The 22,756-nt window shown below is 58.8% G+C and carries 22 protein-coding genes and 2 pseudogenes; 15 read left to right on the forward strand and 9 right to left on the reverse strand.

All coding sequences use genetic code 11. The annotated features are described in order from the left end of the window. Positions 1 to 83 precede the first annotated feature (83 nt). From ACM6I0_RS00660 to ACM6I0_RS00670, 3 genes are read left to right on the forward strand one after another with little or no spacing between them, the layout of a single operon-like run. Positions 84 to 2,072 (forward strand): FUSC family protein, encoded by a 1,989-nt coding sequence (locus tag ACM6I0_RS00660; RefSeq protein WP_414921252.1) that lies wholly within the window; start codon positions 84 to 86, stop codon positions 2,070 to 2,072. Then, the gene (locus ACM6I0_RS00665; protein ID WP_008151119.1) at positions 2,059 to 2,265 is read left to right on the forward strand and encodes a DUF1656 domain-containing protein; all 207 of its coding nucleotides are present in this window, start codon (positions 2,059 to 2,061) and stop codon (positions 2,263 to 2,265) included. Before ACM6I0_RS00660 ends, ACM6I0_RS00665 begins: the two co-directional genes overlap by 14 nt. A 10-nt stretch (positions 2,266 to 2,275) precedes the next feature. Continuing rightward, on the forward strand, positions 2,276 to 3,139 hold the full coding sequence (locus ACM6I0_RS00670; RefSeq protein ID WP_285433727.1) for an HlyD family secretion protein: 864 nt from the start codon (positions 2,276 to 2,278) through the stop codon (positions 3,137 to 3,139). A gap of 43 nt (positions 3,140 to 3,182) precedes the next feature. Here ACM6I0_RS00670 and ACM6I0_RS00675 read toward each other — a convergent pair whose 3' ends face one another. Together ACM6I0_RS00675 and ACM6I0_RS00680 are read right to left on the reverse strand one after the other, a co-directional pair. Beyond that, positions 3,183 to 3,653 (reverse strand): MaoC family dehydratase, encoded by a 471-nt coding sequence (locus ACM6I0_RS00675; protein ID WP_208669565.1) that lies wholly within the window; start codon positions 3,651 to 3,653, stop codon positions 3,183 to 3,185. 42 nt (positions 3,654 to 3,695) lie between these two features. After that, entirely contained in the window at positions 3,696 to 4,640 is a 945-nt protein-coding gene (locus ACM6I0_RS00680; RefSeq protein ID WP_285433729.1) for an alpha/beta hydrolase, read from the reverse strand. 243 nt (positions 4,641 to 4,883) lie between these two features. Here ACM6I0_RS00680 and fadD2 point away from each other — a divergent pair, with 243 nt between their 5' ends. Together fadD2 and fadD1 are read left to right on the forward strand one after the other, a co-directional pair. Continuing rightward, positions 4,884 to 6,572, forward strand: coding sequence for a long-chain-fatty-acid--CoA ligase FadD2 (fadD2, locus tag ACM6I0_RS00685; RefSeq protein WP_414921253.1), 1,689 nt, complete (start codon positions 4,884 to 4,886; stop codon positions 6,570 to 6,572). Positions 6,573 to 6,943: 371 nt separating this feature from the next. Then, on the forward strand, positions 6,944 to 8,647 hold the full coding sequence (gene fadD1, locus ACM6I0_RS00690) for a long-chain-fatty-acid--CoA ligase FadD1 (protein WP_285433733.1): 1,704 nt from the start codon (positions 6,944 to 6,946) through the stop codon (positions 8,645 to 8,647). Positions 8,648 to 8,724: 77 nt separating this feature from the next. Here the strand turns inward: fadD1 and ACM6I0_RS00695 are convergent, their stop codons facing one another. Continuing rightward, on the reverse strand, positions 8,725 to 9,102 hold the full coding sequence (locus tag ACM6I0_RS00695; RefSeq protein WP_027923866.1) for a hypothetical protein: 378 nt from the start codon (positions 9,100 to 9,102) through the stop codon (positions 8,725 to 8,727). 200 nt (positions 9,103 to 9,302) lie between these two features. On the opposite strand from ACM6I0_RS00695, the gene ACM6I0_RS00700 reads away from it, so the two are divergent. From ACM6I0_RS00700 to def, 3 genes are all read left to right on the forward strand, one after another. Continuing rightward, positions 9,303 to 9,494, forward strand: coding sequence for a CsbD family protein (locus ACM6I0_RS00700; RefSeq protein WP_414921254.1), 192 nt, complete (start codon positions 9,303 to 9,305; stop codon positions 9,492 to 9,494). Between the two features lie 171 nt (positions 9,495 to 9,665). Further along, on the forward strand, positions 9,666 to 10,622 hold the full coding sequence (locus ACM6I0_RS00705) for a YihY/virulence factor BrkB family protein (RefSeq protein WP_222588131.1): 957 nt from the start codon (positions 9,666 to 9,668) through the stop codon (positions 10,620 to 10,622). Beyond that, complete coding sequence (gene def, locus ACM6I0_RS00710) at positions 10,619 to 11,158, forward strand: peptide deformylase (RefSeq protein WP_414921255.1); 540 nt, start codon at positions 10,619 to 10,621, stop codon at positions 11,156 to 11,158. Before ACM6I0_RS00705 ends, def begins: the two co-directional genes overlap by 4 nt. A gap of 137 nt (positions 11,159 to 11,295) precedes the next feature. Here the strand turns inward: def and ACM6I0_RS00715 are convergent, their stop codons facing one another. Continuing rightward, positions 11,296 to 11,712 (reverse strand): GNAT family N-acetyltransferase, encoded by a 417-nt coding sequence (locus ACM6I0_RS00715; protein ID WP_414921256.1) that lies wholly within the window; start codon positions 11,710 to 11,712, stop codon positions 11,296 to 11,298. A gap of 398 nt (positions 11,713 to 12,110) precedes the next feature. Here ACM6I0_RS00715 and ACM6I0_RS00720 point away from each other — a divergent pair, with 398 nt between their 5' ends. The 4 genes from ACM6I0_RS00720 to ACM6I0_RS00735 all read left to right on the forward strand — a co-directional run bounded on the left by ACM6I0_RS00720 (position 12,111) and on the right by ACM6I0_RS00735 (position 15,655). Next, positions 12,111 to 13,052, forward strand: a complete 942-nt coding sequence (locus ACM6I0_RS00720) for a fatty acid desaturase (protein ID WP_414921257.1) — start codon at positions 12,111 to 12,113, stop codon at positions 13,050 to 13,052. A 143-nt stretch (positions 13,053 to 13,195) separates the two neighbouring features. Then, a complete protein-coding gene (locus ACM6I0_RS00725) occupies positions 13,196 to 13,987 on the forward strand; it encodes a phosphate/phosphite/phosphonate ABC transporter substrate-binding protein (protein ID WP_285433740.1) in 792 nt (263 codons plus the stop codon). 115 nt (positions 13,988 to 14,102) lie between these two features. After that, positions 14,103 to 14,645, forward strand: coding sequence for a sigma-70 family RNA polymerase sigma factor (locus ACM6I0_RS00730; protein WP_285433742.1), 543 nt, complete (start codon positions 14,103 to 14,105; stop codon positions 14,643 to 14,645). Beyond that, positions 14,642 to 15,655, forward strand: a complete 1,014-nt coding sequence (locus ACM6I0_RS00735) for an ABC transporter substrate-binding protein (protein WP_414921258.1) — start codon at positions 14,642 to 14,644, stop codon at positions 15,653 to 15,655. Before ACM6I0_RS00730 ends, ACM6I0_RS00735 begins: the two co-directional genes overlap by 4 nt. 129 nt (positions 15,656 to 15,784) lie before the next feature. Here ACM6I0_RS00735 and gstA read toward each other — a convergent pair whose 3' ends face one another. Beyond that, positions 15,785 to 16,387 (reverse strand): glutathione transferase GstA, encoded by a 603-nt coding sequence (gstA, locus tag ACM6I0_RS00740; protein WP_414921259.1) that lies wholly within the window; start codon positions 16,385 to 16,387, stop codon positions 15,785 to 15,787. Positions 16,388 to 16,486: 99 nt separating this feature from the next. Between gstA and ACM6I0_RS00745 the strand changes: the two genes are divergently transcribed. The 3 genes and pseudogenes from ACM6I0_RS00745 to ACM6I0_RS00755 form a co-directional block, all read left to right on the forward strand. Beyond that, positions 16,487 to 17,383 carry a LysR family transcriptional regulator gene (locus ACM6I0_RS00745; protein ID WP_414921260.1) on the forward strand — a complete coding sequence of 299 codons (897 nt, stop codon included), beginning with the start codon at positions 16,487 to 16,489 and terminating at the stop codon, positions 17,381 to 17,383. Positions 17,384 to 17,847: 464 nt separating this feature from the next. Continuing rightward, positions 17,848 to 18,519, forward strand: a pseudogene (locus tag ACM6I0_RS00750) (PAS domain-containing protein); the annotation flags it as partial. A gap of 123 nt (positions 18,520 to 18,642) precedes the next feature. Further along, positions 18,643 to 19,062, forward strand: a pseudogene (locus ACM6I0_RS00755) (methyl-accepting chemotaxis protein); the annotation flags it as partial. A gap of 60 nt (positions 19,063 to 19,122) precedes the next feature. Here ACM6I0_RS00755 and ACM6I0_RS00760 read toward each other — a convergent pair. The 4 genes from ACM6I0_RS00760 to ACM6I0_RS00775 all read right to left on the reverse strand — a co-directional run bounded on the left by ACM6I0_RS00760 (position 19,123) and on the right by ACM6I0_RS00775 (position 22,681). Next, positions 19,123 to 19,680 (reverse strand): hypothetical protein, encoded by a 558-nt coding sequence (locus tag ACM6I0_RS00760; RefSeq protein ID WP_285433748.1) that lies wholly within the window; start codon positions 19,678 to 19,680, stop codon positions 19,123 to 19,125. Between the two features lie 154 nt (positions 19,681 to 19,834). After that, on the reverse strand, positions 19,835 to 21,259 hold the full coding sequence (locus ACM6I0_RS00765) for an MFS transporter (protein WP_285433749.1): 1,425 nt from the start codon (positions 21,257 to 21,259) through the stop codon (positions 19,835 to 19,837). 142 nt (positions 21,260 to 21,401) lie between these two features. Beyond that, entirely contained in the window at positions 21,402 to 22,034 is a 633-nt protein-coding gene (locus ACM6I0_RS00770; RefSeq protein WP_285433750.1) for a glutathione S-transferase family protein, read from the reverse strand. Between the two features lie 161 nt (positions 22,035 to 22,195). After that, positions 22,196 to 22,681: a hypothetical protein gene (locus ACM6I0_RS00775; RefSeq protein WP_285433752.1), complete on the reverse strand. Its 486-nt coding sequence runs from the start codon at positions 22,679 to 22,681 to the stop codon at positions 22,196 to 22,198. Between the last annotated feature and the right edge of the window lie 75 nt (positions 22,682 to 22,756).

Below are 22,756 nucleotides of genomic sequence, written 5' to 3' on the forward strand. Positions count from 1 at the left end.
GCTAATAATTTGTTTTTCAAGTGTATGAGTCATGGCTCAACTGAACCGACTATCGTTAAATCGTCCTTCCAAGAGTGCTTTACGTGCCTATCACTTTGCAGGCTGTGTTTGCGCCTGACCGCCGCGCCCTTCAATTCGCAATCAAAACCCTGCTCGGCGGTGGTCTGGCGCTGTGGCTGGCGTTGCGATGGGGCCTGGAGCAACCGGCCTGGGCGCTGATGACGGCGTTTATCGTCGCTCAGCCATTGTCCGGGATGGTGGTGCAAAAGGGACTGGCGCGGCTGTTGGGAACGCTGATCGGGACGATCATGTCGGTGGTGTTCATGAGCGTGTTTGCTCAGACGCCGTGGCTTTTTCTGCTGGCATTGGCGTTGTGGCTTGGGCTCTGTACAGCGAGTTCGACGTTGTTGCGCAGTGCCTGGTCCTATTCATTTGTACTGGCCGGTTACACGGTGGCGATCATCGCGCTGCCGGCCATTGCGCATCCGTTGACGGTGTTCGACCAGGCGGTGGCGCGTTGCACGGAAATCTGTCTGGGCATTCTTTGCGCCACGGCGGCCAGTGCGTTGCTCTGGCCGATGCGGGTCGAACGGCAACTGGCGGATCAGGCGCGAGCGGCGTGGCGCAGCGGGATGAATGCGGCGCGTGCGACCTTGGCCGGCGACGCCCAGGCGCGCAAAGGCCTGCTGGAAATTCTCGGGCGCATTGTCGCCGTCGATGCCCAGCGCGAACATGCCTGGTTTGAAGGTGGACTGGGTCGGCAGCGCGCACGGGCGATCAGTGGCTTGAGTCAAAAATTGTTGATGTTGCTGCGCATCGCCCGTTCGGTGCGTCGGCAATGGAAGCAACTGGACGCCCCCGAAGCCGAACAACTGCGCCCCTGGATGACCGAGGTTCAAGACGCGCTCGACAGCGCCGATACCGCGACGCTACAAGCGTTACGACCAAGGTTGCTCGACGCCTGCCATGACCCGCGGATCAGTTCCGCGCAGAGTTATTGCCTGGCCCGTTTCACCCTGCTGCTCGACACCGCCATGGCCGCGACGACGGCATTGAGGGCGGTGGAGGAGGGCCGTGAAACGGTCGATCCGCCGCGCACCCTGACGCCACACCGCGACCTGTCATTGGCCTTGGTTTTCGGTGCGCGCAGTGCTTTGGCATTTCTGGTGGTCTCGTGTTTCTGGCTCGCCACCGCCTGGCCTGCTGCGGCGGGTGCGCTGGTACTGACCTGCGTGGTGTGCAGCCTGTTTGCCAGTCGTGAGAATGGCGCGCAGATCGGCATGAGCTTTATGCGCGGGATTTTTCTGGCGATACCTGCGGCGTTTTTCGTCGGGCAGATTCTGCTGCCGCAATGGAGCGGGTTTGCGTTGCTCTGCCTGGGCATGGGCGTGCCATTGTTTCTCGGTGCGCTGGGCATGGCCAAGCCACAGATTGGCGCCACGGCCACCTCGTTCTGCTTGCACTTCATCGTCTTGGTGTCGCCGCTGAATGCGATGAAGTTCGACGTCGCCACGTTCTTCAACAGCGCCCAGGCGATGGTGGTCGGTGTCGGCGCGGCGGTGCTGGCGTTTCATTTGCTGATCCTGCGTAACCCGACCTGGCATGGGCGCCGTTTGTTGGCGGCGACGCTCGACGATCTGGTCCGTCTGACCCGGCGCAATCTGCGCGGTGCCGAAAGCTGGTTCGGCGGACGCATGGCCGATCGCTTGCTGCAACTGGCTCGGCATTATCCAGAGTTGCCGGAACCGGCGCGCAGTCGCTGGGACGATGGTCTGCTTGGCTTGGACATCGGCGATGAATTGCTCCATCTGCGTTTGAGCTTGGCCGTGGCGCAGGTGCCGGTCAGCGCGCCTCAGCAGCGTTATCTCGAGCGGCTGGAAAAAGTCCTGGCACAAGGCCCCGCAGGCGACTGCGCGGATGCGCTGGAACAACCGAGCGAAGAGTTTTTGAAAACTTTGTACGCGTTGCCGCCCAGCGACGCGGTGAAACTGGCGCAGGGCGCGGTGCTGCAATTGCAAAGCAGCTGGCGCGCCTGGTGCCGCCAACAGGAGCAAAGCCATGGGCTTGCGTGAGTGGTCGGTGGGCGGGGTGCTGCTCAGTCCGTTTCTGATTTATGTATTGCTGGCGCTGCTGGTCACGGGGGCCTTGCGCATGTTGTTGCGCCTGACCCCGGTGGGCCGCTGGATCTGGCACGAAGCGCTATTCGATTGCGCCTTGTACGTCTGTGTATTGACCTTGATCACCGTCGTCCTCGGACCTTTATAAGGAGTTGAACATGCGTACCCCCGTACGTGTCGCGGTAACCCTGTGCCTGGTGGCGGTGGCGATATTTGCCGGTTTCCATTTGTGGCAGTACTACATGCTCACGCCCTGGACCCGGGATGCGCGGATCCGCGCCGACGTGGTGGTCATCGCCCCGGATGTGTCGGGATGGGTGCGTGAACTCAAGGCGTTCGATAACCAGCAGGTCAAGGCCGGCGATCTGTTGTTGAGCATCGACCGCGACCGTTTCGAAGCGGCGCTGGAGAAAGCCCAGGCGGTGGTGCAGACGCGCCAGCAGCAGCTCAATCTGCGCGAGCGCGAAGCCAGCCGCCGCGCGAGTCTTGGACCACAAGCGATCAGTGCCGAGTTGCGCGAGAACGCTCAGATCAATGCCGGCATCGCCCGTGGCGAACTGCGCGAGGCTCAGGCTGAGGCCAAAGTCGCCGAACTCAATCTGGCTCGCAGCCAGGTCCATGCGCCGCGCAATGGGCACATCACAAATTTGCGTCTGGCTGAAGGCAATTATGTGAATGCCGGGCAATCGGTGATGGCCTTGATCGATGATTCGACCTTTTATGTGCAGGCCTATTTCGAGGAAACCAAGCTGCCACGGATTCATGTCGGCGATCCGGTGAAGGTCTGGTTGATGAGCGCGGGGGAGGCCTTGGACGGGCACGTGGAAAGCATCAGTCGCGGGATCACCGACCGCAACACCACGCCGGACGGGCAGTTGTTGGCGGAGGTGGAACCGACGTTTAACTGGGTGAGGCTGGCGCAGCGGATTCCGGTGCGGATCAAGATCGACAACCTGCCGCCAGAAATGAATTTGAGTTCAGGGATGACGGCGAGCGTGCAGGTGCAGGAAGGTAACCACTGATCGTTCCCACGCGGACGGTTCGACGTGGGAACGATCAGGCGCTTTAGCCGATGCTGATGGCCGGCAAGGTCGGCAAGGTCACGGTCTGCTGCTTGCGCGGCGCCAGGATCTCGGCCTCGCCATCGACGACTAATTCGTCACGCTGGTTAAACACGCGAGTGGCAATTCGTACACGAAATTTCGGCATTTTTTCCAGGATTTCCAGACGCACCGTCAAGGTGTCGCCGATCTTCACCGGCTTCTGAAAGCTCATCTGCTGGCCGATGTAAATCGTCCCCGGCCCAGGCAATTCACAGGCAACGGCGGCACTGATCAACGCGCCACTGAACATGCCGTGAGCGATGCGCTCCTTGAACATGGTGCCAGCGGCGAATTCGGCGTCCAGGTGCACTGGATTGTGATCGCCGGACATGGCGGCGAACAACTGAATGTCGCGCTCTTCGACCGTCTTGCTGTAGCTGGCGGTCTGGCCGACTTCGAGGGCTTCGTAAGGGGTGTTGGTAACCTGGGTCATCTGTTTCAATTCCTGTCACGAATAAATAAATTCACAAAAAAACTATTCCGATCTGGGCGGCCGGCGGTGGCTCAGCGTCTGCGCAATCCAGTTCAACACGTCGTTGATCACTTCATCGCTGTTGCTCTCGTTGAACAATTCATGCCTGGCCTGAGGGTAAATAGTCAGTTGCAGATTGCGGCTGCCAGCCTCGCGAAGTGCGTGGGCCAAGTCTTTCAGACGTTTGCCTTCGCTGACCGGATCACATTCACCACCAATCACCAGCAACGGCAGGCCCGGATCGATCTGCGCGAGATTGGACGCTTTGCTGATTTGCTGCAAGCCGCCGAGCAAATCGATCCACAGTTGATTGGTGCAGCGAAAGCCGCAAAGCGGGTCGTTGGCGTACAGGTCGACCTGCGCCGGATCGCGGCTGAGCCAGTCGAAACGCGTGCGCGCCGGTTTGAATTTCTTGTTGAACGAGCCGAACGACAGCCACTCGATCAGCGCGCTACGACCCTTCGGACCTTGGCGCAAACGTTCGAGCCGGGCAATCTGGCGGGCCACGCGATACAGCGCCACCGGTTGGAAATTCGAGCCGCTGAGCACCGCACCATGCAGGCTGGCGCTGTGGTGCAGCAAATAAGCCTGGGCGATGTAGCTGCCCATGCTGTGACCGAGCAGCACGATCGGCACGCCGGGGTGCTGCTGGCCGATGTGCTGGTTGAGGCTGGCCAGGTCGCCGACGACTTTGCACCAGCCGTCGTCATCGGCGAAATGGCCGAGCGTCCCGTTTTCGGCAGTTTTGCCATGTCCGCGCAGGTCCGGCGCGTAGACGCCATAACCCTGAGCGCAGAATTTTTCCGCCAGACGGGCGTAGCGTCCACTGTGCTCGGCCATGCCATGCGCCAGCAGAATCACCGCTTTCAGAGGCGCGGCGGGCAGCCACTGGTTGACGAAGAGGCGGCTGCGGTCACTCGCGGTCAGCCAGAAAGTGTCGTGGATCATGGCGATTCCTTTGCATGGGGCTGCATGGCATGGGCGTCGCTGCATTGTATAGCGCATCCCGCGCTTGCCGTCTGATCAGGCCACGCCACGGCTAGAAGATTCACATGATCAATGACGGTTCTGTCGTATTTGCCTGATTCGCCATAGCTGCTAGTGTCCGTGGAGCTCCGCCTTTCGCTTTTTGTTTTTGAACAAGGACAGAAACGCGGCCCCGGATAGGTTCAGGTAAAGAGGACAAGAACAATGCAACCTGATTTCTGGAATGACAAACGCCCGGCCGGCGTGCCCCTGGATATTGATCTTGGGGTTTACAAGTCGGTGCTTGAGGTGTTCGAGCGTTCCTGCAAGAAATTCGCTGATCGTCCCGCGTTCAGCAGCATGGGCGTGACCCTGACCTATGCCGAACTGGAACGCTACAGCCTGGCGTTCGCCGGCTACCTGCAAGCCCACACCGACCTGGTGCCGGGGGATCGCATTGCGGTGCAGATGCCCAACGTCCTGCATTACCCGATTGCCGTGTTCGGCGCCTTGCGTGCCGGGCTGATCGTGGTCAACACCAACCCGTTGTACACCGCGCGGGAGATGCGCCATCAATTCAAGGACTCCGGTGCCCGGGCGCTGGTGTACCTGAACATGTTCGGGAAGAAGGTCGAGGAAGTACTGCCCGACACCGACATCCAGTACCTGATCGAGGCGAAGATGGGCGACCTGATGCCCGGCGCCAAGGGCTGGCTGGTCAATACGATGGTGAGCAAGGTCAAGAAGATGGTCCCGGCGTATTCATTGCCGCAGGCTATTTCTTTCAAGAGCGCGTTGCGTCTGGGCCGGGGCCTGGGCATCAAGCCGCTGAAAGTCGGCCTCGACGACATTGCCGTGCTGCAATACACAGGCGGCACCACGGGCCTGGCCAAAGGCGCGATGCTGAGCCACGGCAACCTGGTCGCGAACATGCAGCAGGCGCGGGCCTGTCTTGGGCAGTTCGGTGCCGACGGTCAGCCGCTGCTGCGTGAAGGCCAGGAAGTGATGATCGCGCCGCTGCCGCTGTACCACATCTATGCTTTCACGGCGAACTGCATGTGCATGATGGTCACCGGCAACCACAACGTGCTGATCACCAATCCGCGGGACATCGGCTCCTTCATCAAGGAGCTGAAGAACTGGCGGTTCTCGGCGCTGCTGGGGCTTAACACGCTGTTCGTTGCGCTGATGGACCATCCAGACTTCAAGACCCTGGATTTCTCCAGCCTCAAACTCACCAACTCCGGCGGCACTGCATTGGTCAAGGCCACTGCTGAGCGCTGGGAACAACTCACCGGTTGCCGCATCACCGAAGGTTACGGCCTGACCGAAACCTCGCCGGTGGCGTGTACCAACCCGTATGGCGACAAGTCGCGGATCGGCACGGTCGGCCTGCCAGTGCCCGGCACCACGCTCAAAGTGATCAACGATGACGGCGTCGAGCAGGCCTTGGGCGAGCGCGGCGAGCTGTGCATCAAAGGCCCGCAGGTCATGAAGGGTTATTGGAACAAACCCGAAGCCACCGCCGAAGTGCTGGATGCCGAGGGCTGGTTCAAGTCCGGTGACATTGCAGTGATCGACCCGGACGGTTTCGTGCGCATCGTCGATCGCAAGAAAGACATGATCATCGTCTCGGGTTTCAACGTGTACCCGAACGAGATCGAAGACGTGGTCATGGCTCACCCGAAAGTCGCCAACTGCGCGGTGATCGGCGTGCCGGACGAGCGTTCGGGGGAGGCGGTGAAGTTGTTTGTGGTGGCCCGCGAATCTGGAGTCAGCCTCGAAGAGCTGAAGGCCTACTGCAAGGAAAACTTCACGGCGTACAAAGTGCCCAAGCACATTGTCTTGCGTGAGTCGTTGCCGATGACGCCGGTGGGCAAGATTCTGCGGCGGGAGTTACGCGATATCGCTTGATCGATGAATGGCTGCGCTTCGCGCAAATCGCGGGCAAGCCCGCTCCCACAGGATCAGCAGTGAATCTTGTGGGAGCGGGCTTGCCCGCGATGCTTTTAGGGACTAAAGCCCTATTTTACGGGACTTTCAAGGCGTTATAGAATTTTTGCTCTAAAATGACCGCTTGCTGTTCTTGAGTCATTAAAGTGACTGTAGAGGCCGCTTTTGGCTCTAGTCGACCCTTGGCAAAGCTGCTACTCTCGGCGCGCTTTGTGACTTCTCGGCCTAGTAAAAAGCCAGACTCACCAACAAAAGACACGATAAAAAACACACACCAATAATAATCGCATCAAATGCGGTGAAGAATTCGCGTTGCTGAGGAGTGGGCTTCCATGAACGAAGACTTTTGGAAGGATAAGTACCCTGCTGGGATTGCTGCCGAAATCAATCCAGACGAGTATCCGAATATTCAGGCAGTGTTGAAACGATCCTGCCAACGCTTCGCTGACAAGCCGGCTTTCAGCAACCTGGGCAAGACAATCACCTACGGTGAGCTGTATGAATTGTCCGGTGCTTTTGCCGCTTACCTGCAACAGCATACCGACTTGCAGCCGGGCGATCGAATCGCCGTGCAACTGCCCAACGTATTGCAGTACCCGGTTGCTGTGTTCGGTGCCATCCGCGCCGGGCTGATCGTGGTCAACACCAACCCGCTGTACACCGCGCGGGAAATGGAACACCAATTCAAAGATTCCGGTGCCAAAGCCCTGGTTTGTCTGGCCAACATGGCGCACCTGGCTGAAATCGTCGTGCCCAAAACCGGCGTCAAGCACGTGATCGTGACCGAAGTGGCCGACTTGCTGCCACCGCTCAAGCGCCTGCTGGTCAACAGCGTCATCAAGTACGTGAAGAAGATGGTCCCGGCATATCACTTGCCCAAGGCCGTCAAGTTCAACCATGTACTGAGCAAGGGCCACGGCCAGCCAGTGGCTGAAGCCAACCCGGCCAGCAGCGACGTTGCCGTGCTGCAATACACCGGCGGCACCACCGGCGTGGCCAAGGGCGCGATGCTCACCCACCGCAACCTGGTGGCGAACATGTTGCAGTGCAAGGCGCTGATGGGCTCCAACCTCAACGAAGGCTGCGAGATCCTGATCACGCCGCTGCCGCTGTACCACATCTATGCCTTCACCTTTCATTGCATGGCGATGATGCTGATCGGCAACCACAACATCCTGATCAGCAACCCGCGCGACTTGCCGGCGATGGTCAAGGAACTGTCGAAGTGGAAATTCAGCGGTTTCGTCGGCCTCAACACGTTGTTTGTGGCCCTGTGCAACAACGAAGGCTTCCGCAAGCTGGACTTCTCTGCACTGAAAATCACCCTGTCCGGCGGCATGGCCCTGCAACTGGCTGCGGCCGAGCGCTGGAAAGCGGTCACCGGTTGCGGCATCTGCGAAGGTTACGGCATGACCGAAACCAGCCCGGTGGCCACGGTCAACCCGATCCAGCACATCCAGATCGGCACCATCGGTATTCCGGTGCCGTCGACCCTGTGCAAAGTCATCAATGATGCCGGCGTTGAACAGGCGATGGGCGAAATCGGCGAGCTGTGCGTGAAAGGTCCGCAGGTCATGAAAGGCTACTGGCAGCGTCAGGACGCCACCGACGAAATCCTCGACAGCGAAGGCTGGCTGAAGACGGGTGACATCGCGCTGATCCAGCCTGACGGCTACATGCGCATCGTCGATCGCAAGAAAGACATGATCCTGGTCTCCGGTTTCAACGTTTACCCGAACGAGCTCGAAGATGTGCTGGCGACTCTGCCGGGCGTGCTGCAATGCGCGGCCATCGGTGTGCCGGACGAGAAGTCGGGCGAGGCGATCAAGATTTTCGTCGTCGCCAAGCCAGGCGTGACATTGACCAAGGAACAGGTGATGGAGCACATGCGTGCGAACGTGACCGGCTATAAGGTCCCGCGTTCCGTGGAGTTCCGCGATGCGCTGCCGACGACCAACGTCGGCAAGATCCTGCGCCGCGAGTTGCGCGACGAAGAGCTGAAAAAGCTGGGCGTGAAGAAAGTCGGCGCCGCGTAAAATAAAAAAGCCCCGCAGATGCGGGGCTTTTTATTGCCTGACTGATCGTTCCGACGCAGAGCGTGGGAACGATCTAATTACAGGCGGAACGGTGCGAAATTGACGTTGGTGCCCGCCGGACGCATGTCTTGCAGGAACGAGTCCTTGTCGGCGCTCAGTTCCAGGCTCAAAGCGGCTTTGCGCTTGCCTTCATTGCGCACCACCAGGCCTTCAAGCTTTTCGCGAAGGAACACCGTCGGCACTTTCAGGTGCAGCAGTTCGTCGGTGTCTGGCGTGTGCATCAGCAGGTGAACCCATTCGTACTGACCAATGGCCAGCCGCGCGACCGGGATATCGAACCACCAGATGTTGCGATTGCGGTTCAATTCGGTGAAATGGCAGTTGTTGACGCCAAGCACGGCACCGCCAAGTTCCTGGTTTCTGCGGGCAATGGCCTGCTTTTTATCGAGTTTCATAACATTCCTACGGGATTGGATCTTCAGCGCCATGGCCTGAATACGTTGCGCATTCTCGGGGGTTGGTCGACAAACATAAAGCCTAACCTGCGCTGAACGATGAAATGTACGATCGAAAATAAATGAAACTCCGTGCAAAAGCCTCCGGTCAATCCTTATGTAACGACTTTTCTCATTGAATTGTTCACAGGAGAAACACCATGAGCAGCACTGGCGATAAAGTAAAAGGCATGGCCAACGAAGCCGTCGGCAACGTCAAGCAAGGTGTCGGCAAAGCGACCGACAACACCAAACTGCAAGTTGAAGGCAAGATTCAGGAAAAGAAAGGCGAGGCCCAGCAAGCGATCGGTAAAGCCAAGGACGCCATTAAAAAGAGCGTCGACGAGGCTTGATCCAGCCTTTGATGAGCAACACGAACGGCCATCCAAGGATGGCCGTTTTTGTGTCACCCTGAACTTGCGCAACGAAATTGTTTCAAAGACGCCAAGTAGGCTAATTTGATGTAGAAAACGGCCCCTGAGTCGCCACGACTTCAACCCATATTGCGGCGAAAGGAGACGCTAATGTTTTTCCCTCATATGAAAGGCCTGCGCCTGCACCGTGTCATGGTGCGCACGGTCACCGAGTTCATCGACGACGAGATGTCGACCTATGCCTCGGCGCTCGCCTATCAGATGCTGTTCTCGCTGTTTCCCTTCATCCTCTTTCTGATCGCCCTGATCGGTTTCCTGCACTTGCCTGACTTCTTTTCCTGGCTGCGCCTGCAATCGGAACTGGTCCTGCCGCCCCAGGCGCTGGAACAGGTGAACCCGGTCATCGACCAGTTGCAGCAGTCCAAGGGTGGTTTGCTGTCGATTGGTATCGTGATTGCGCTGTGGACGGCGTCGGCCGGTGTGCGGTTGATGATGAGCGCGATGAACGCAGCCTACGACGTGGTCGAAGGCCGGCCCGCGTGGAAGCGTATCCCGCTGTCGATTATCTACACGGTCGGCATCGCCGGCATGCTGCTGATCGCCGCCGCGTTGATGGTGCTCGGGCCGCAAGTGATGGGCTGGATCGCTTCGCAAGTCGGTCTCGAAGACTTCATCGTGACGCTCTGGACCATCGTGCGCTGGCCGGTGGTCGTGGTTCTGCTGATGGTGGCGGTGGCGCTGATCTATTACGTCATGCCCGACGTCAAACAAGAGTTCCGCTTTATCACCCCAGGCTCGGTGCTGGCGGTGGTGGTGTGGATCTGCGCCTCCGTGGGTTTTGGTTTGTACGTCAAGGAGTTCGCCAACTACAACGCCATGTATGGCAGTATCGGCGCGATCATCGTGCTGTTGCTGTACTTCTACATTTCTGCGGCGGTGCTGTTGCTGGGTGCGGAGATGAATGCAGTGATCGAACATATGTCGACCGAGGGCAAAAATGATGGCGAAAAAGTCCCCGGCGAACTCGATCACGAACCCAAACAACACGTTTCGGGACTGGCTCGGGATCACTCGCTCCAGCCCAAACCTGATGAAGTCATAAAATGATCCGTGAAATCCTGAAAATGGGCGATGAACGCCTGCTGCGCATTGCCCCGCCGGTCCCGGCCGAAATGTTCGACAGCCCCGAGTTGTGGCAACTGATCGACGACATGTTCCAGACCATGGAAAGCGTCGGCGGCGTCGGCCTGGCCGCACCGCAGATCGGTGTCGACCTGCAACTGGTGATCTTCGGGTTCGAGCACAGCGAACGCTACCCGGACGCTGAAGCGGTGCCGCAGACCATCCTGATCAATCCGCTGATCACACCGTTGAGCCCAGTGATGGAAGAGGGCTTCGAAGGTTGCCTGTCAGTGCCCGGCATGCGCGGCGCGGTGGATCGTTATCAGCAGATTCGCTACGAAGGTTTCGACCCCAAGGGCCAGCCGATTGTGCGGATCGCCGAGGGATTCCATGCGCGGGTGGTGCAGCATGAATGCGATCACCTGATCGGTCGGCTGTACCCGTCGCGGATTACCGATTTCAGCAAATTTGGCTTCACCGAAGTCATGTTTCCGGACCTCGATCCAGCAGCGGATGACTGATTCGAAAACACCTCAAGCTACTGTGGGAGCGAGCTTGCTCGCGATGGCGGCCTGTCAGTCGATATCAATGTCGACTGTTCTGACCCCTTCGCGAGCAAGCTCGCTCCCACATTTGATCTTCAAATGGCTTTAGTGCGTTATTTGGCCAGTTCCATACCCATGGCAATCATCGGTTTACTGCGCGCATACCGGCTCAAACGTTCGGCCATCGAATAGGGCAACACTGGGTCGAAGGTGAACCCATGACGCTCATAAAAACCGCGCAAATCAGGATGACAAAAAAGCCACACCGGACCTTCGATATCCTTGACCGCCTCGGCCATCAAAGCGCCAGCGATCCCTTGTCCGCGACAAGCCGGATCGACGAACAGCCCCGTCAGCCAATGCCCCTCCGACACCGGCCGCAAACACAGCGCGCCAATGATCCCGTCGCGCCTGGCGACCCACAGTTGAGCGTCGCGCACGGCTTTCATCGACGATTGGTGGGCGCGATAAAATTTGTTCATCAAGGGCCACATAGGCTCCTCGAGCAAGGTGTACTGGGTGTCGGGCATGGTCGTGGACTGTCGGTGCGCAAAGCGGGCGATTATAAAAGAACACGAGCGCAGCGATAGGTGTATACCTGATCTCACATCCCGTATGAGTGGAGTACGTATCATGGCCAAAGGCATGGATTCAAAGAAAGCGGCAAAGAAAAAACCGGCGAAAACCGCCGATGAAAAGCGCGCGGACAAGAAGGCCAAGAAGGTGGATGTGTTCGGCCATTGATTCCGCGTTGATCGTTCCCACGCTTTTTGCGTGGGAACGCAGCCCTTGACGCTCCGCGTCACTGGACGCAGAGCGTCTCTAGAGGCATTCCCACGCAGAGCATGGGAACGATCTTCAAAATAATCTGCAAGATTACCCGACGCCATTGCACAGAAGGGGACTGGTCCCCGATCTGAGCAACGCCATGTCCCATTACTTCGATACTGCCCATCGAGAAGAAATCGAAACCCTGCGTCAACGCCTGACCGCTCGCACCGAGTGGCCGACCTGGCTGTTGCTGATCGGCGTGTATGGCGGCTGGTTCAGCCTCGTCTTGGCGAGTGATCGGTTGGGGGTGTGGTGCAGCACATTGCTGCTGATTCCGCTGGTGGTGCTGTGGTTGTCGGTGCAGCACGAATTGCTGCACGGGCATCCGACCCGTTGGCCATTGCTCAATAAAATCCTCGGCTATGCGCCGTTCGCCGTCTGGTATCCCTACACCCTTTACCGCGACAGCCATTTGCTGCATCACCGCGACGAAGACTTGACCATTCCCGGTCGCGATCCGGAAAGTCGTTACCTCACGGCCGAGCGGTGGCAGGGCAGTTCGCTTTTTGAGCAAAGCCTGCACTGGCTGAACAAAACCGTGCTCGGGCGCTTTCTCCTGGGCGCGCCACTGGCCTTGCTGACGCTGGCGCGGGAAGAACTGCAACGGCTGAAAAAGGCTGAGCGACAGGCCTGGCTCATGTGGCTGACCCACGGTGCACTGACGTTGCTGATGCTGATCTTCATCGCGCGCTACAGCGTGCTACCGGTGTGGCATTACCTGTTGCTGATCAGTGTGCCGGCGCTATCGATTGCCATGATTCGCTCCTACTATGAACACCGTCCGCATGTGCAACCCGAGCAACGCACGGTCATCAATGAAGCCGCCTGGCCATGGCGCTGGCTGTTCCTGAACCTCAATTTGCACCTGGTGCACCACGACTTGCCAGGGTTGCCCTGGTACGACTTGCCCAAGGCCTACCGCGCACGTCGTGAGCAATGGCAGGCGCGCAGCGGCGGATTTGTGCTGCAGGGTTACGGACAGTTGTGGCGACAGCATGGAGTGAGGGCCATCGATAGCCCGAGGCACCCATTTCACTGATTTTTCATGATCCACATCTGACCCCTGTGGGAGTGAGCTTGCTCGCGATGGGGCCGTACCTTTCACATTGATGTTGCCTGAAACACCGCTATCGCGAGCAAGCTCGCTCCCACCGGGGAATATGGTTGTATGGGAAGATTTCGATGACACAACACATCGCTGAACTATTGATGTACGTCGCCCCCGAGCCGATCCTCCAGGCCAACGAGCGCTGGCTGGCGCAGATCATCGAGCAGTTGGGCGTCACCCGACTCAATGCCGAAGGCCTGTCGCTGATGGACCTCTGGTTGTCGCCGCAATTGCTGCTGACCCAGACTTGCGGTTATCCGCTGATGACTGCGTTGCGCGGCAAGGTCCGGGTCATTGGTCGGCCGCGTTACGAACTCCCCGACAGCACCGGCGGCAACCATTGCAGCCTGCTGCTGAGTCGCACCGATGACCCACGGCGGACGTTGTCCGACTGGCGCGACAGTCGCGGCGTGATCAACGGCGAAGACTCCAACAGCGGCATGAACCTGTTGCGGCATCGCCTGGCGCCGCTGCATCGCGACGGGCAATTCTTTTCCAGTGTCGCCATCAGCGGTAGCCACCGCGAGAGCCTGCGCTGGTTGCGCGAAGACCGGGCGGACCTGGCGGCCATCGACAGCGTGACCTTCGCCTATCTGGCGCGACATGCCGCGCAAGAAGTCGCCGGATTACGCATCGTTGCCCGAAGCGCGTTCAGCCCGACCTTGCCGTACATCACGGCTTTGGGCGTTACGCTTGAGCAGGCGGAGCAGCTGCGTCAGGTGATGAATCAGGCTTTGAAGAAGTTGCCTGACGTTGTTGAGATCCTGGGGCTGCAAGAAGTGCTGCCGGCCACTGAAAGCGACTATCAGATCGTTCTCGACTATCAGCGGGAAGCTGAAGCGTTGGGATTCGGGCGATTACGTTAAATTTCCAAATAGAATATAAAAATGCTTTTTAAGTATTATTAAAGAATAAGGCTCCTTGCTAGGATCGCGCCACCGGATCACCGGACATTCAGCGACCCCTAACCTTGGAGCCTCTATGTCCGGCACCGACGTATCCCATCGCAACCACATCGACAGATTGTTCCGCGCCCATTATTCCTGGCTGTGCGCACACTTGCGCCGGCATCTGGGCACCAGCCCCAGCGTCGAAGACATCGCCGCAGAAACCTTCGTGCAACTGCTGCAATCCCCAGGCCTGACACCGATTTGCGAACCTCGAGCCTTGCTCACCACCATCGCCCGCCGTTTGATCTATCAGCTCTGGCGCCGCCGGAAACTGGAACACCAGCACCTCGATCAGTTGCAACTCGACGATTACCCATCCGTGAAATCGCCTGAGGAGCTGGCGCAACTCAGCCAGGCATTGCAGGGCCTCGACCAGACGCTGGGACGCTTGCCGGGCAAAGTCAGGGCGACCTTCCTGTTGTCACGCGTCGACGGCCTGACGTACCCGCAAATCGCCGCTGAACTGGGCATTTCCCAGCGCTCGGTCAGCGTCTATATGACCCGCACTCAGGCACTGTGCGACCGGCACAGCGCCAACCAACCCTTGAATGCCCTGACCTGGAGGTCCGCATGAGATCGATCAAAACCCTGCTCGGCAGTTCGCTGTTGGCGCTGAGCCTTGTCGCAACCCACGTGCCGGCCGCGGAAAAAGCCGCGCCGATTCACTTTGGCGATATCACCTGGGAAAGCGGCAGCCTGATCACCGAAATCCTGCGTCTGATCGTCGAGAAAGGCTATGGCTACCCGACCGACACGTTACCGGGCAGCACCGTCAGCCTCGAAGCCGCGCTGGCCAAGAACGACATCCAGGTGATCGGCGAAGAGTGGGCGGGGCGCAGTCCGGCGTGGGTCAAGGCGTCCGCCGAGGGCAAAGTGTTTGGTTTGGGAGACACGGTAAAAGGGGCCACCGAGGGTTGGTGGGTGCCGGAATACGTGATCAAGGGCGACGCGGAACGTGGCATCAAACCCCTGGCGCCGGAATTGAAATCTGTCGCCGACCTGGCCCGCTACAAGGACGTGTTCCGCGATCCCGAAGACCCAAGCCGCGGACGCTTCCTCAACAGCCCGACCGGCTGGACCTCGGAGATCGTCAACAGCCAGAAACTCAAGGCCTATGACCTGACCGCCAGTTACGTCAACTTCCGAACTGGCTCAGGCGCGGCGCTGGATGCGGAGGTTGCGTCATCGATTCGCCGCGGCAAACCGGTGTTGTTCTACTACTGGTCGCCGACGCCGCTGCTGGGGCGCTTCAAACTGGTGAAACTCGAAGAACCGGCCTTTGACGCCGAAGCGTGGAAGACACTGGCCGATGCCAACAACCCCAATCCCAAGGGCACCCGCTCCATGCCGGCGAGCCTGGCCATTGGTGTGTCTGCACCGTTCAAGGCGCAGTATCCGGACTTGGTGGCGTTCTTCGAAAAAGTCGACTTTCCGATCGATTTACTCAACCAGACGCTGGGACAAATGAGCGAAAAACGCCAGCAACCGCGTCAAGTCGCCGAAGCGTTTTTACGGGATCAGCCGCAGATCTGGAAGGGCTGGGTGCCGGGGGAAGTGGCGAGCAAGGTGAGTGCGAGTCTGTAGTTATTCCTGATGTTCTTGCGGGGCATAAGCGACTGCATTCGCGAGCAGGCTCGTTCCCACAGTGGATCTGCTGAGCGCACAAAATTTGTGTAAGCCTCAGATCCCCTGTGGAAGCGGCGATGTCGCGGTCTACACCAACTCGGCAGCCAACGCCGCTTTCACTGCTGGCCGCTGCTCAACTCTGTCCTGAAACCGCAACAACGCCGGCCACTGATTCAAATCAATCGCAAACAGTGGTGCCCAGCGCAGCACCGTAAACAGATACGCATCGGCGATGCCGAACCCGCCCGTCAGCAAATACTCTTGCCGCCCCAGCGTTTCGTTCAACACCGCCAATCGCTTGAACAGCTTCTCTTTGATCAGCGCTTTTACCGCCTCCGGAAACTGCGAATTGAACAGCCAGCCCAATCCGCCATGAATCTCTGTCGAGACGAAGTTCAAGCACTCTTGCAACCGCACCCGCTGGAACGTCCCGTTCGCTGGCGCCAGGTTCGCGTCCGGTCGCAGGTCCGCCAGGTATTGCAGGATCACCGGGCCTTCGGTCAGCACGTCGCCGTTATCCAGCAGCAACGCCGCGACGTATCCCTTCGGGTTGATCGCGAGGAAGTCATCGCCCTCTACGGTCTTTTTAGTGCGGTTATCAACGCGGATCAATTCGAATGGCAGATCCAGTTCACGCAGCACGATATGCGGCGCCAGCGAGCAGGCTTGGGGGGCGTAATACAACTTCATCGGGACGGCTCTGGTTGGGGATTTACGCCAGTGTCATAGTGCGCGGTGCCCTCGGTAAAATTACTCTTTCAGAACACAGCCATAAGGAAAGCTACTGCCATGATGAATCTGATGCATTGGCGAATGGTGGTGGCGGTGGCTGATACCGGCAACATCACCCGGGCCGCCGAGCGCGTTGGCATGACCCAGTCAGGGGCGAGTCAGGCGTTGGCCTTGATTGAAGAAACATTGGGCGTTCAACTGTTCAGTCGGGAGAATCGCCAAACGTTGCCGACGGCCATCGGCTTGCCTGTGATCGAACACGCACGAACGATGCTTGGAGCCCTGGAAAATATTCGCAGCAGCGTCGATGCCGCCAAAGGCATTCAGCGCGGCACGATTCGTCTGGCGAGTTTCCCCATGGTGCTGGCAACGTTTCTGCCGCCACTGTTACGCCGGTTCAAACGGCTCTATCCCGGCATTGAAGTGGTGGCACTTGAAGTCAGCGACGATGAAGTCGAAACACTACTCGACACCGGTCTGGTGGATGTTGGCGTGGTGTTGAACCCTGCTCCAGAGCGTAACGCCAGTCATTTGGGGCGTGATGCCTGGATGGCCGTCCTGCCGGGCGGCCATCCTTTTGCGCGCCGTTCGAATGAGGCCGGCATTACCCTCGCGGAGTTGGCTCAGGAACCTTTTGTATTAGCCACGGGCGGTTGTTCAACCAACGCTCGCAGCCTGGCCGCAGAGGCCGGCTTGCAGTTACGTGACATTCGGGTCGAGGTCCGGGAGTGGAGCAGCGCGTTCACGCTGGTGCGGGAAAACATCGGCGTGACGCTGGTGCCCGAATTGACGTTGCCCGCTCATCGCCAAGGCCTGCGCGTGATGCCAGTCCACCCGCGTATAGAGCGCGAGTTTGCCTTGGTGGTCGCGCCGACCCGTAAACCTTCAGCCGCCGTGCAGGCATTGCTGAACATGCTGGCTGAACCGATTTTGTCCTCAATACTGGCCGACTAGTGGCCTTGCGCCTTCGCAGCGGCTGTCTACGCTGACTTGTAACCGACTATGTCGGTGGCGATAGCCAATAACACTGCAAACGTGCGCAACCCACGGCACCACACTGAACAACAAGGAGCTGTGCACTAAAGGGAATTGCTGATGAAACCGTTAGGGCTGGCCCGGTTCCGGGCTATCAAGAGAAGGATGTCTTGATGAGAGCGCTACTGCATGGACTCTCCGATTGAACATCATTGATCACCTGACATTTCCTCCCGTGGAGGAACGCGTGTGCCTGTACCAAGAAACAATTTGGTAGATCCGTTGAAAGACCGAAGAACTTTCATCAATCAAAAGAACGCGCTGAAGGTGATACGACCATGTTTAACCTACATCACAAGGCTGACCTGCAGGAAATCCAACGATTCAGTTGTGCACTGAGCGAAGCCAACGCCAAGTTGGCGGCGGTCAGCCGCTCGATGGCCATGATTGAGTTCACCCCGGAGGGCATCGTGCTCGATGCCAACGACAACTTTTGCCGCGCAATGGGTTACAGCGCCGAAGAAGTTCGCGGCAAACATCACCGGATCTTTTGTGAAGAAGCGTTCTACCGCAGTGAGGAATACGCGAAGTTGTGGCGGGACCTGGCCCGTGGCGAACCCGTCGGCGGCACGTTTTTACGGCTGAACAAGCAAGGCAAGGAAGTTTGGCTTGAGGCCAGTTACATGCCGGTGTTCGGTCCCGACCGCCAGGTTAAAAGTGTCATCAAAGTCGCTACGGATATTTCCGACAGGGTTTACAAGGAACACGAAGAAGAAAGCATGCTCGCCGCGATTGGCCGTTCCATGGCGGTGATCGAATTCACCCCGGAAGGCAAAGTCATCACCGCCAACGACAACTTCCTGAAGACGATGCATTACTCGCTCAACGAAGTGATCGGCCAGCATCACAGCCTGTTCTGCCACCGCGCCGAATCCGAGTCGCAGGCGTACAAGGCGTTCTGGGCTTCACTCAATCGCGGCGAATATCACTCGCACCGTTTCGAGCGCAAAGACAAGCACGGGCATACGGTGTTCCTCGAGGCCTCTTACAACCCGTTGTTCGATGCCAAGGGCCGTTTGTACAAAGTGGTGAAATTCGCCAGCGACATCACCGAGCAAGTGACGACGCTGCAGACCGCAGCGGAGTCGGCCCACAGCACCTCGGTGCAAAACGACGCTTGCGCGCAGAAGGGGTCTCAGGTGGTGCAGCAAACCGTGCAGATCATCCAGGACATTTCCCGGGACCTGAACGAAGCGGCGCAGAGCATCGATGCGGTCAGCAAGCAGTCGGACATCATCGGCACCATTGTCCAGACCATTCGCGGCATCGCCGACCAGACCAACTTGCTGGCGCTTAATGCGGCCATCGAGGCCGCGCGGGCAGGCGACCATGGACGCGGGTTTGCCGTGGTGGCCGACGAAGTTCGCAGCCTTGCGGCACGCACGAGTCAGGCGACGGTGGAGATTGTCGACGTGGTGCGCAAGAACCACGATTTATCGATGAGCGCCGTGACGAGCATGCAATCGAGCTTGAGCCGAACCGGTCTGGGGGTGGAACTGGCAAACGAGGCGGGCGAGGTGATTCTAGAAATTCAGCAGGGCTCGCGGCACGTGGTGGATGCGATCAGTCAGTTTAATTCGACGTTGCAGATCACCTGAATCGCGGCAATGCCTTTGTAGGAGCCGCACGGCTGGCTCCTACAAAAAGTCCCTGTGTCTTCAAAGTGAAGCAAGGAATTTGTCGACCACCTGAGGCGTGTCTTTTGCAGTGCTGCTGTCGCCAGCTTTTGCGGTCGACGCCAGCTTCATCTTGTCTTCCATACGCTGGGCGATCTCTTTGCTAACGGCCAGTTGTTTTTCTGGCGGCATGGCTTTGAGGTCTTCTTCGGTGATGCCCATCTCTTTCAGGATGCTGTCGTGCATACGCTGTTCCGGCGTCTTGCTCATGTAGTCCTTGAAGTCGGCCATGGCCGTGCTGTCAGTGGCTTTGGCTTGAGCGTTGGCTGGCAGCTTGGCAGAGTCGGCGGCTTGCAGCGCGACTCGGGTTTTGGCGAAGGCTTCATTGACGTTGTCGCTGATTTTGCTGGCCTCGCTGACTTGCTGGGTAGCCTGTCCAGTGGCGGACGACTGAACCTGCGCCTGCCCATTGGTTTGAAAGGCTTGAAACATCGAGTTCTGAACGCCGCTCTGCAGCCCGGCCGCCACTTCGGCTGCCGGGTCTTTGCCGAGCTTCTTGGCCAGGGGAATAATCTGCGCTTGTTTTGCACTGACAAACATGACGGATAAACCTGCAGGTAATGACTGACCTGAGGACCCGAGCAATTAGCGTGCCGTTGTCCCGGACCCGTGTTTGCCGGGCCTGGAGGGACAGGTTGCACGGGGAGGGCGGTCAACGTTTGCCGCTGGGCGGCAGCCATCGACCGCCGGCGTCTCAGCGGTGCGCGATGTTTTCCAGCGCCAGGTTGCGGGTGCGCGGGCCAAACCAGCCGATGGTTAACATCACGATCAGCATGCTGGCGACAATGAACGCCAGCACGCCCGGCGTGCCGAAGTGTTCGAGGAAAATCCCGATCAGCAAACTGCTGAACACCGTCGACAATCGGCTGAACGAATAACAGAACCCCACGGCACGGGCGCGAATGTTGGTGGGGAACAATTCACTTTGATAAGAGTGATAACTGAAGCTCAGCCAGGCGTTGCAGAAGGTGATCATCACTCCGCAAAAGATCAGGCCGAAGGCGCTGGTCTGCATCGCAAACAGCGTACCGAAGGTCATTGCACCCAGTGCCGAACCGACGATCTGCCACTTGTTCTCGAAACGGTTGGCAAACTTCACAAACAGCAGCGGCCCGAGCGGGTAGGCGAGGGTGATGATGAAGGCGTACATCAAGCTGTGCGTGACACTCACGCCCTGACCGGAAAGCAGCGCCGGCAGCCAGTTGCCGAAGCCGAAGAAGCCGATGGCCTGGAACACATGGAAGACAATCAGCATCAGCGCCCGACGACGATAGGGCGGCTGCCAGATGTCGGCGAAACGGCCAGGGCCTTGAATGTCCACGGCGGCCAGTTCCGGCTCGTCCAGCGGCTTGCCCTGATCTTTCACGCAGCGCGCTTCGATGACATCGACAATCGCGCTGGCCTCCTCGAACCGGCCATGCTGGGCCAGCCAGCGCGGCGATTCCGGCAACCGTGAACGCAGCCACCAGATGAACAGCGCAAACACCGCACTCGCCAACACCACCCAGCGCCAGCCGGACACACCGAACGGCGCTTGCGGCACCAGCCACCACGACATCAACGCCACCGCCGGCACCGACAGAAACTGCACGAAAAAGGCGAAGGCAAATGCCGAACTGCGCATGCGTTTAGGCACCAGTTCCGAGAGGTAGGCGTCGATGGTGACCAGCTCGATACCCAGCCCTATGCCCACCAGAAACCGCATGCAGATAATGCCCAGCGCCGAACTCTGAACGCCCATTGCCACCGTCGCGACGGTGTACCAGATCAGCGCAAAGGTGAAGATCGCGCGGCGTCCGAAACGGTCGGCCAGTGGGCTCAGCAAGCTCGCGCCAAGGAACAGTCCGAGAAAGGTTGCCGAGGCGAATGCTGCCTGGTCGGAGAAACCGAACACGCCCTGACTGCCGGTGGCGAAGATGCCGTCGCGGATCAGGCCCGGGCTGATATAGGCCGTCTGGAACAGGTCGTAGAGTTCAAAAAAACCACCGATCGAAAGCAGCGCCACCAGGCGCCAGAGGGTTGCGACGGCGGGAAGCCGGTCGATGCGGGCAGAAATCTGCGCGGCGCGAACGGGGTCGATGCCGTCTGTTTGAGCGACGGCTGGGGTAGGCGCAGTCATGGGCTTGTCCATTTCTTATTGATGGAGAAGCTTAGCCTGCTATCGGAATCAATGGTTGTGAATCTCGGCGGCTTTGCACCGAGATTCGCCTGGTTATTGCAGCGGATGTTTGGTTTTTAGTGATTTGTAGCGCAGGAGCCGCTCAAGGCAGGCCGTTGCAGCCGTATTTCAGGAAGCCGGGACGTTGTGCCAGTCGTTGAAAATACTCGTCGATGGCCGGGTAGTCAGGACGTTCCATCGGCGTCATCAGCCAGCGATTCACGGACAAGCCGATGACGATGTCAGCCAGGGTGAAGCGTGGTCCGGCGACATAGGCTTTGGTGGTTGCGAGCTGATGTTCGAGGATGCCCATCTTCTGGTTCCAGCCGCGTACGCCGGCGGCGATGTGATGCGGGTCCTGGAACTCCGGGTCTTTGCGTACCAGTGCCGTGAACGCATAGCTCCAGGAGCTGTTGAGTTCAGTGGCTTGCCAATCCATCCACTGCTCCACCCGAGCGCGTGCGGCCGGTTCGTGCGGCAGCAAGTCGGTATTGTGGTGTTTGCCGGTCAGGTAGCGGCAGATGGTGTTCGACTCCCACAGCACGCCCGCCTCATCGATGATCACCGGGACCTGGGCATTGGGATTGAGCCTGAGAAACTCCGCCGTATGGGTCGACGCATAACCGCCGCCCCAGTCTTCTCGTTCGTAGGTAACGCCCAGTTCCTCACAGGTCCACAGAACTTTTCTGACGTTGATGGAGGAGGCTTTACCGAGAATTTTCAGTGCATGTTCCATTGAGCTACTCCGTTAGCGATTCGACGCTTCAGGAATCTAACAGACATTTTCAAACAGGACTGTATTGCGCCGATGCGGGTTGAGCACAGATGCACCGGAGCACTATCAAGGTTAGTTGAAATCCTGTGGCGTAGCGGACTGAGCCGAAAGACCGGCATTGCTCACTGTGCCTGCAGTCCGGTCCAGATCGGCGTTGAGCAGGCACTCGGGATGTCGTGAGAGACGACCGGTTGTCTGAGGAGCCAGCCTTGCAGTTGTTGGCCGGCGAACACCGGCGTTGATTCAATGCACTCACCCTTGGGCGCAACCGCGACCTGGTCCACCGACACAAACAGCGGCCCCGGAAGATCAAAGACTGTTCTGGACTGGCTCACGAGGCCCGTATCCTTGCTGGCAAAACAGGCGTTTGTGCGACCGCTGAGGTCGGTCGTCATGACGCTGACCTCGTCGCGGCTGGCATGCCCGACGCTCATCACCATCGCGGGTCCATCGACCTGTGGATGAGCGGCAAGGCAGCTTTTGATAGCCGGCATGAAACGAGGGTCGGTCAGAAAGTGAGTCCAGTCGTCCGGCTCCGGGTCTTGCGCCTGAGATGCCTGGCCGAGCGAGAGCGCCAGCAGTGAACAGATGAAGATCGTTTTGCGCATAAGGGGCAGCCGCGAATGTCATTTCGCGGATTCTGCACTCGACACTGATGACGCGCCGGCAAAAGGTGTTTCGAA

This window comes from Pseudomonas sp. IT-P294, assembly GCF_949767865.1.
In the GTDB taxonomy this organism is placed as follows: Bacteria; Pseudomonadota; Gammaproteobacteria; order Pseudomonadales; family Pseudomonadaceae; genus Aquipseudomonas.

Coding starts and splice junctions, on each gene's coding strand:
- ACM6I0_RS00665 (WP_008151119.1), top strand. CDS start 2,059: ATGGGCTTGCGTGAGTGGTCGGTGGGCGGGGTGCTGCTCAGTCCGTTT.
- ACM6I0_RS00670 (WP_285433727.1), top strand. CDS start 2,276: ATGCGTACCCCCGTACGTGTCGCGGTAACCCTGTGCCTGGTGGCGGTG.
- ACM6I0_RS00675 (WP_208669565.1), bottom strand. CDS start 3,653: ATGACCCAGGTTACCAACACCCCTTACGAAGCCCTCGAAGTCGGCCAG.
- ACM6I0_RS00680 (WP_285433729.1), bottom strand. CDS start 4,640: ATGATCCACGACACTTTCTGGCTGACCGCGAGTGACCGCAGCCGCCTC.
- fadD2 (WP_414921253.1), top strand. CDS start 4,884: ATGCAACCTGATTTCTGGAATGACAAACGCCCGGCCGGCGTGCCCCTG.
- fadD1 (WP_285433733.1), top strand. CDS start 6,944: ATGAACGAAGACTTTTGGAAGGATAAGTACCCTGCTGGGATTGCTGCC.
- ACM6I0_RS00695 (WP_027923866.1), bottom strand. CDS start 9,102: ATGAAACTCGATAAAAAGCAGGCCATTGCCCGCAGAAACCAGGAACTT.
- ACM6I0_RS00700 (WP_414921254.1), top strand. CDS start 9,303: ATGAGCAGCACTGGCGATAAAGTAAAAGGCATGGCCAACGAAGCCGTC.
- ACM6I0_RS00705 (WP_222588131.1), top strand. CDS start 9,666: ATGTTTTTCCCTCATATGAAAGGCCTGCGCCTGCACCGTGTCATGGTG.
- def (WP_414921255.1), top strand. CDS start 10,619: ATGATCCGTGAAATCCTGAAAATGGGCGATGAACGCCTGCTGCGCATT.
- ACM6I0_RS00715 (WP_414921256.1), bottom strand. CDS start 11,712: ATGCCCGACACCCAGTACACCTTGCTCGAGGAGCCTATGTGGCCCTTG.
- ACM6I0_RS00720 (WP_414921257.1), top strand. CDS start 12,111: ATGTCCCATTACTTCGATACTGCCCATCGAGAAGAAATCGAAACCCTG.
- ACM6I0_RS00725 (WP_285433740.1), top strand. CDS start 13,196: ATGACACAACACATCGCTGAACTATTGATGTACGTCGCCCCCGAGCCG.
- ACM6I0_RS00730 (WP_285433742.1), top strand. CDS start 14,103: ATGTCCGGCACCGACGTATCCCATCGCAACCACATCGACAGATTGTTC.
- ACM6I0_RS00735 (WP_414921258.1), top strand. CDS start 14,642: ATGAGATCGATCAAAACCCTGCTCGGCAGTTCGCTGTTGGCGCTGAGC.
- gstA (WP_414921259.1), bottom strand. CDS start 16,387: ATGAAGTTGTATTACGCCCCCCAAGCCTGCTCGCTGGCGCCGCATATC.
- ACM6I0_RS00745 (WP_414921260.1), top strand. CDS start 16,487: ATGATGAATCTGATGCATTGGCGAATGGTGGTGGCGGTGGCTGATACC.
- ACM6I0_RS00760 (WP_285433748.1), bottom strand. CDS start 19,680: ATGTTTGTCAGTGCAAAACAAGCGCAGATTATTCCCCTGGCCAAGAAG.
- ACM6I0_RS00765 (WP_285433749.1), bottom strand. CDS start 21,259: ATGACTGCGCCTACCCCAGCCGTCGCTCAAACAGACGGCATCGACCCC.
- ACM6I0_RS00770 (WP_285433750.1), bottom strand. CDS start 22,034: ATGGAACATGCACTGAAAATTCTCGGTAAAGCCTCCTCCATCAACGTC.
- ACM6I0_RS00775 (WP_285433752.1), bottom strand. CDS start 22,681: ATGCGCAAAACGATCTTCATCTGTTCACTGCTGGCGCTCTCGCTCGGC.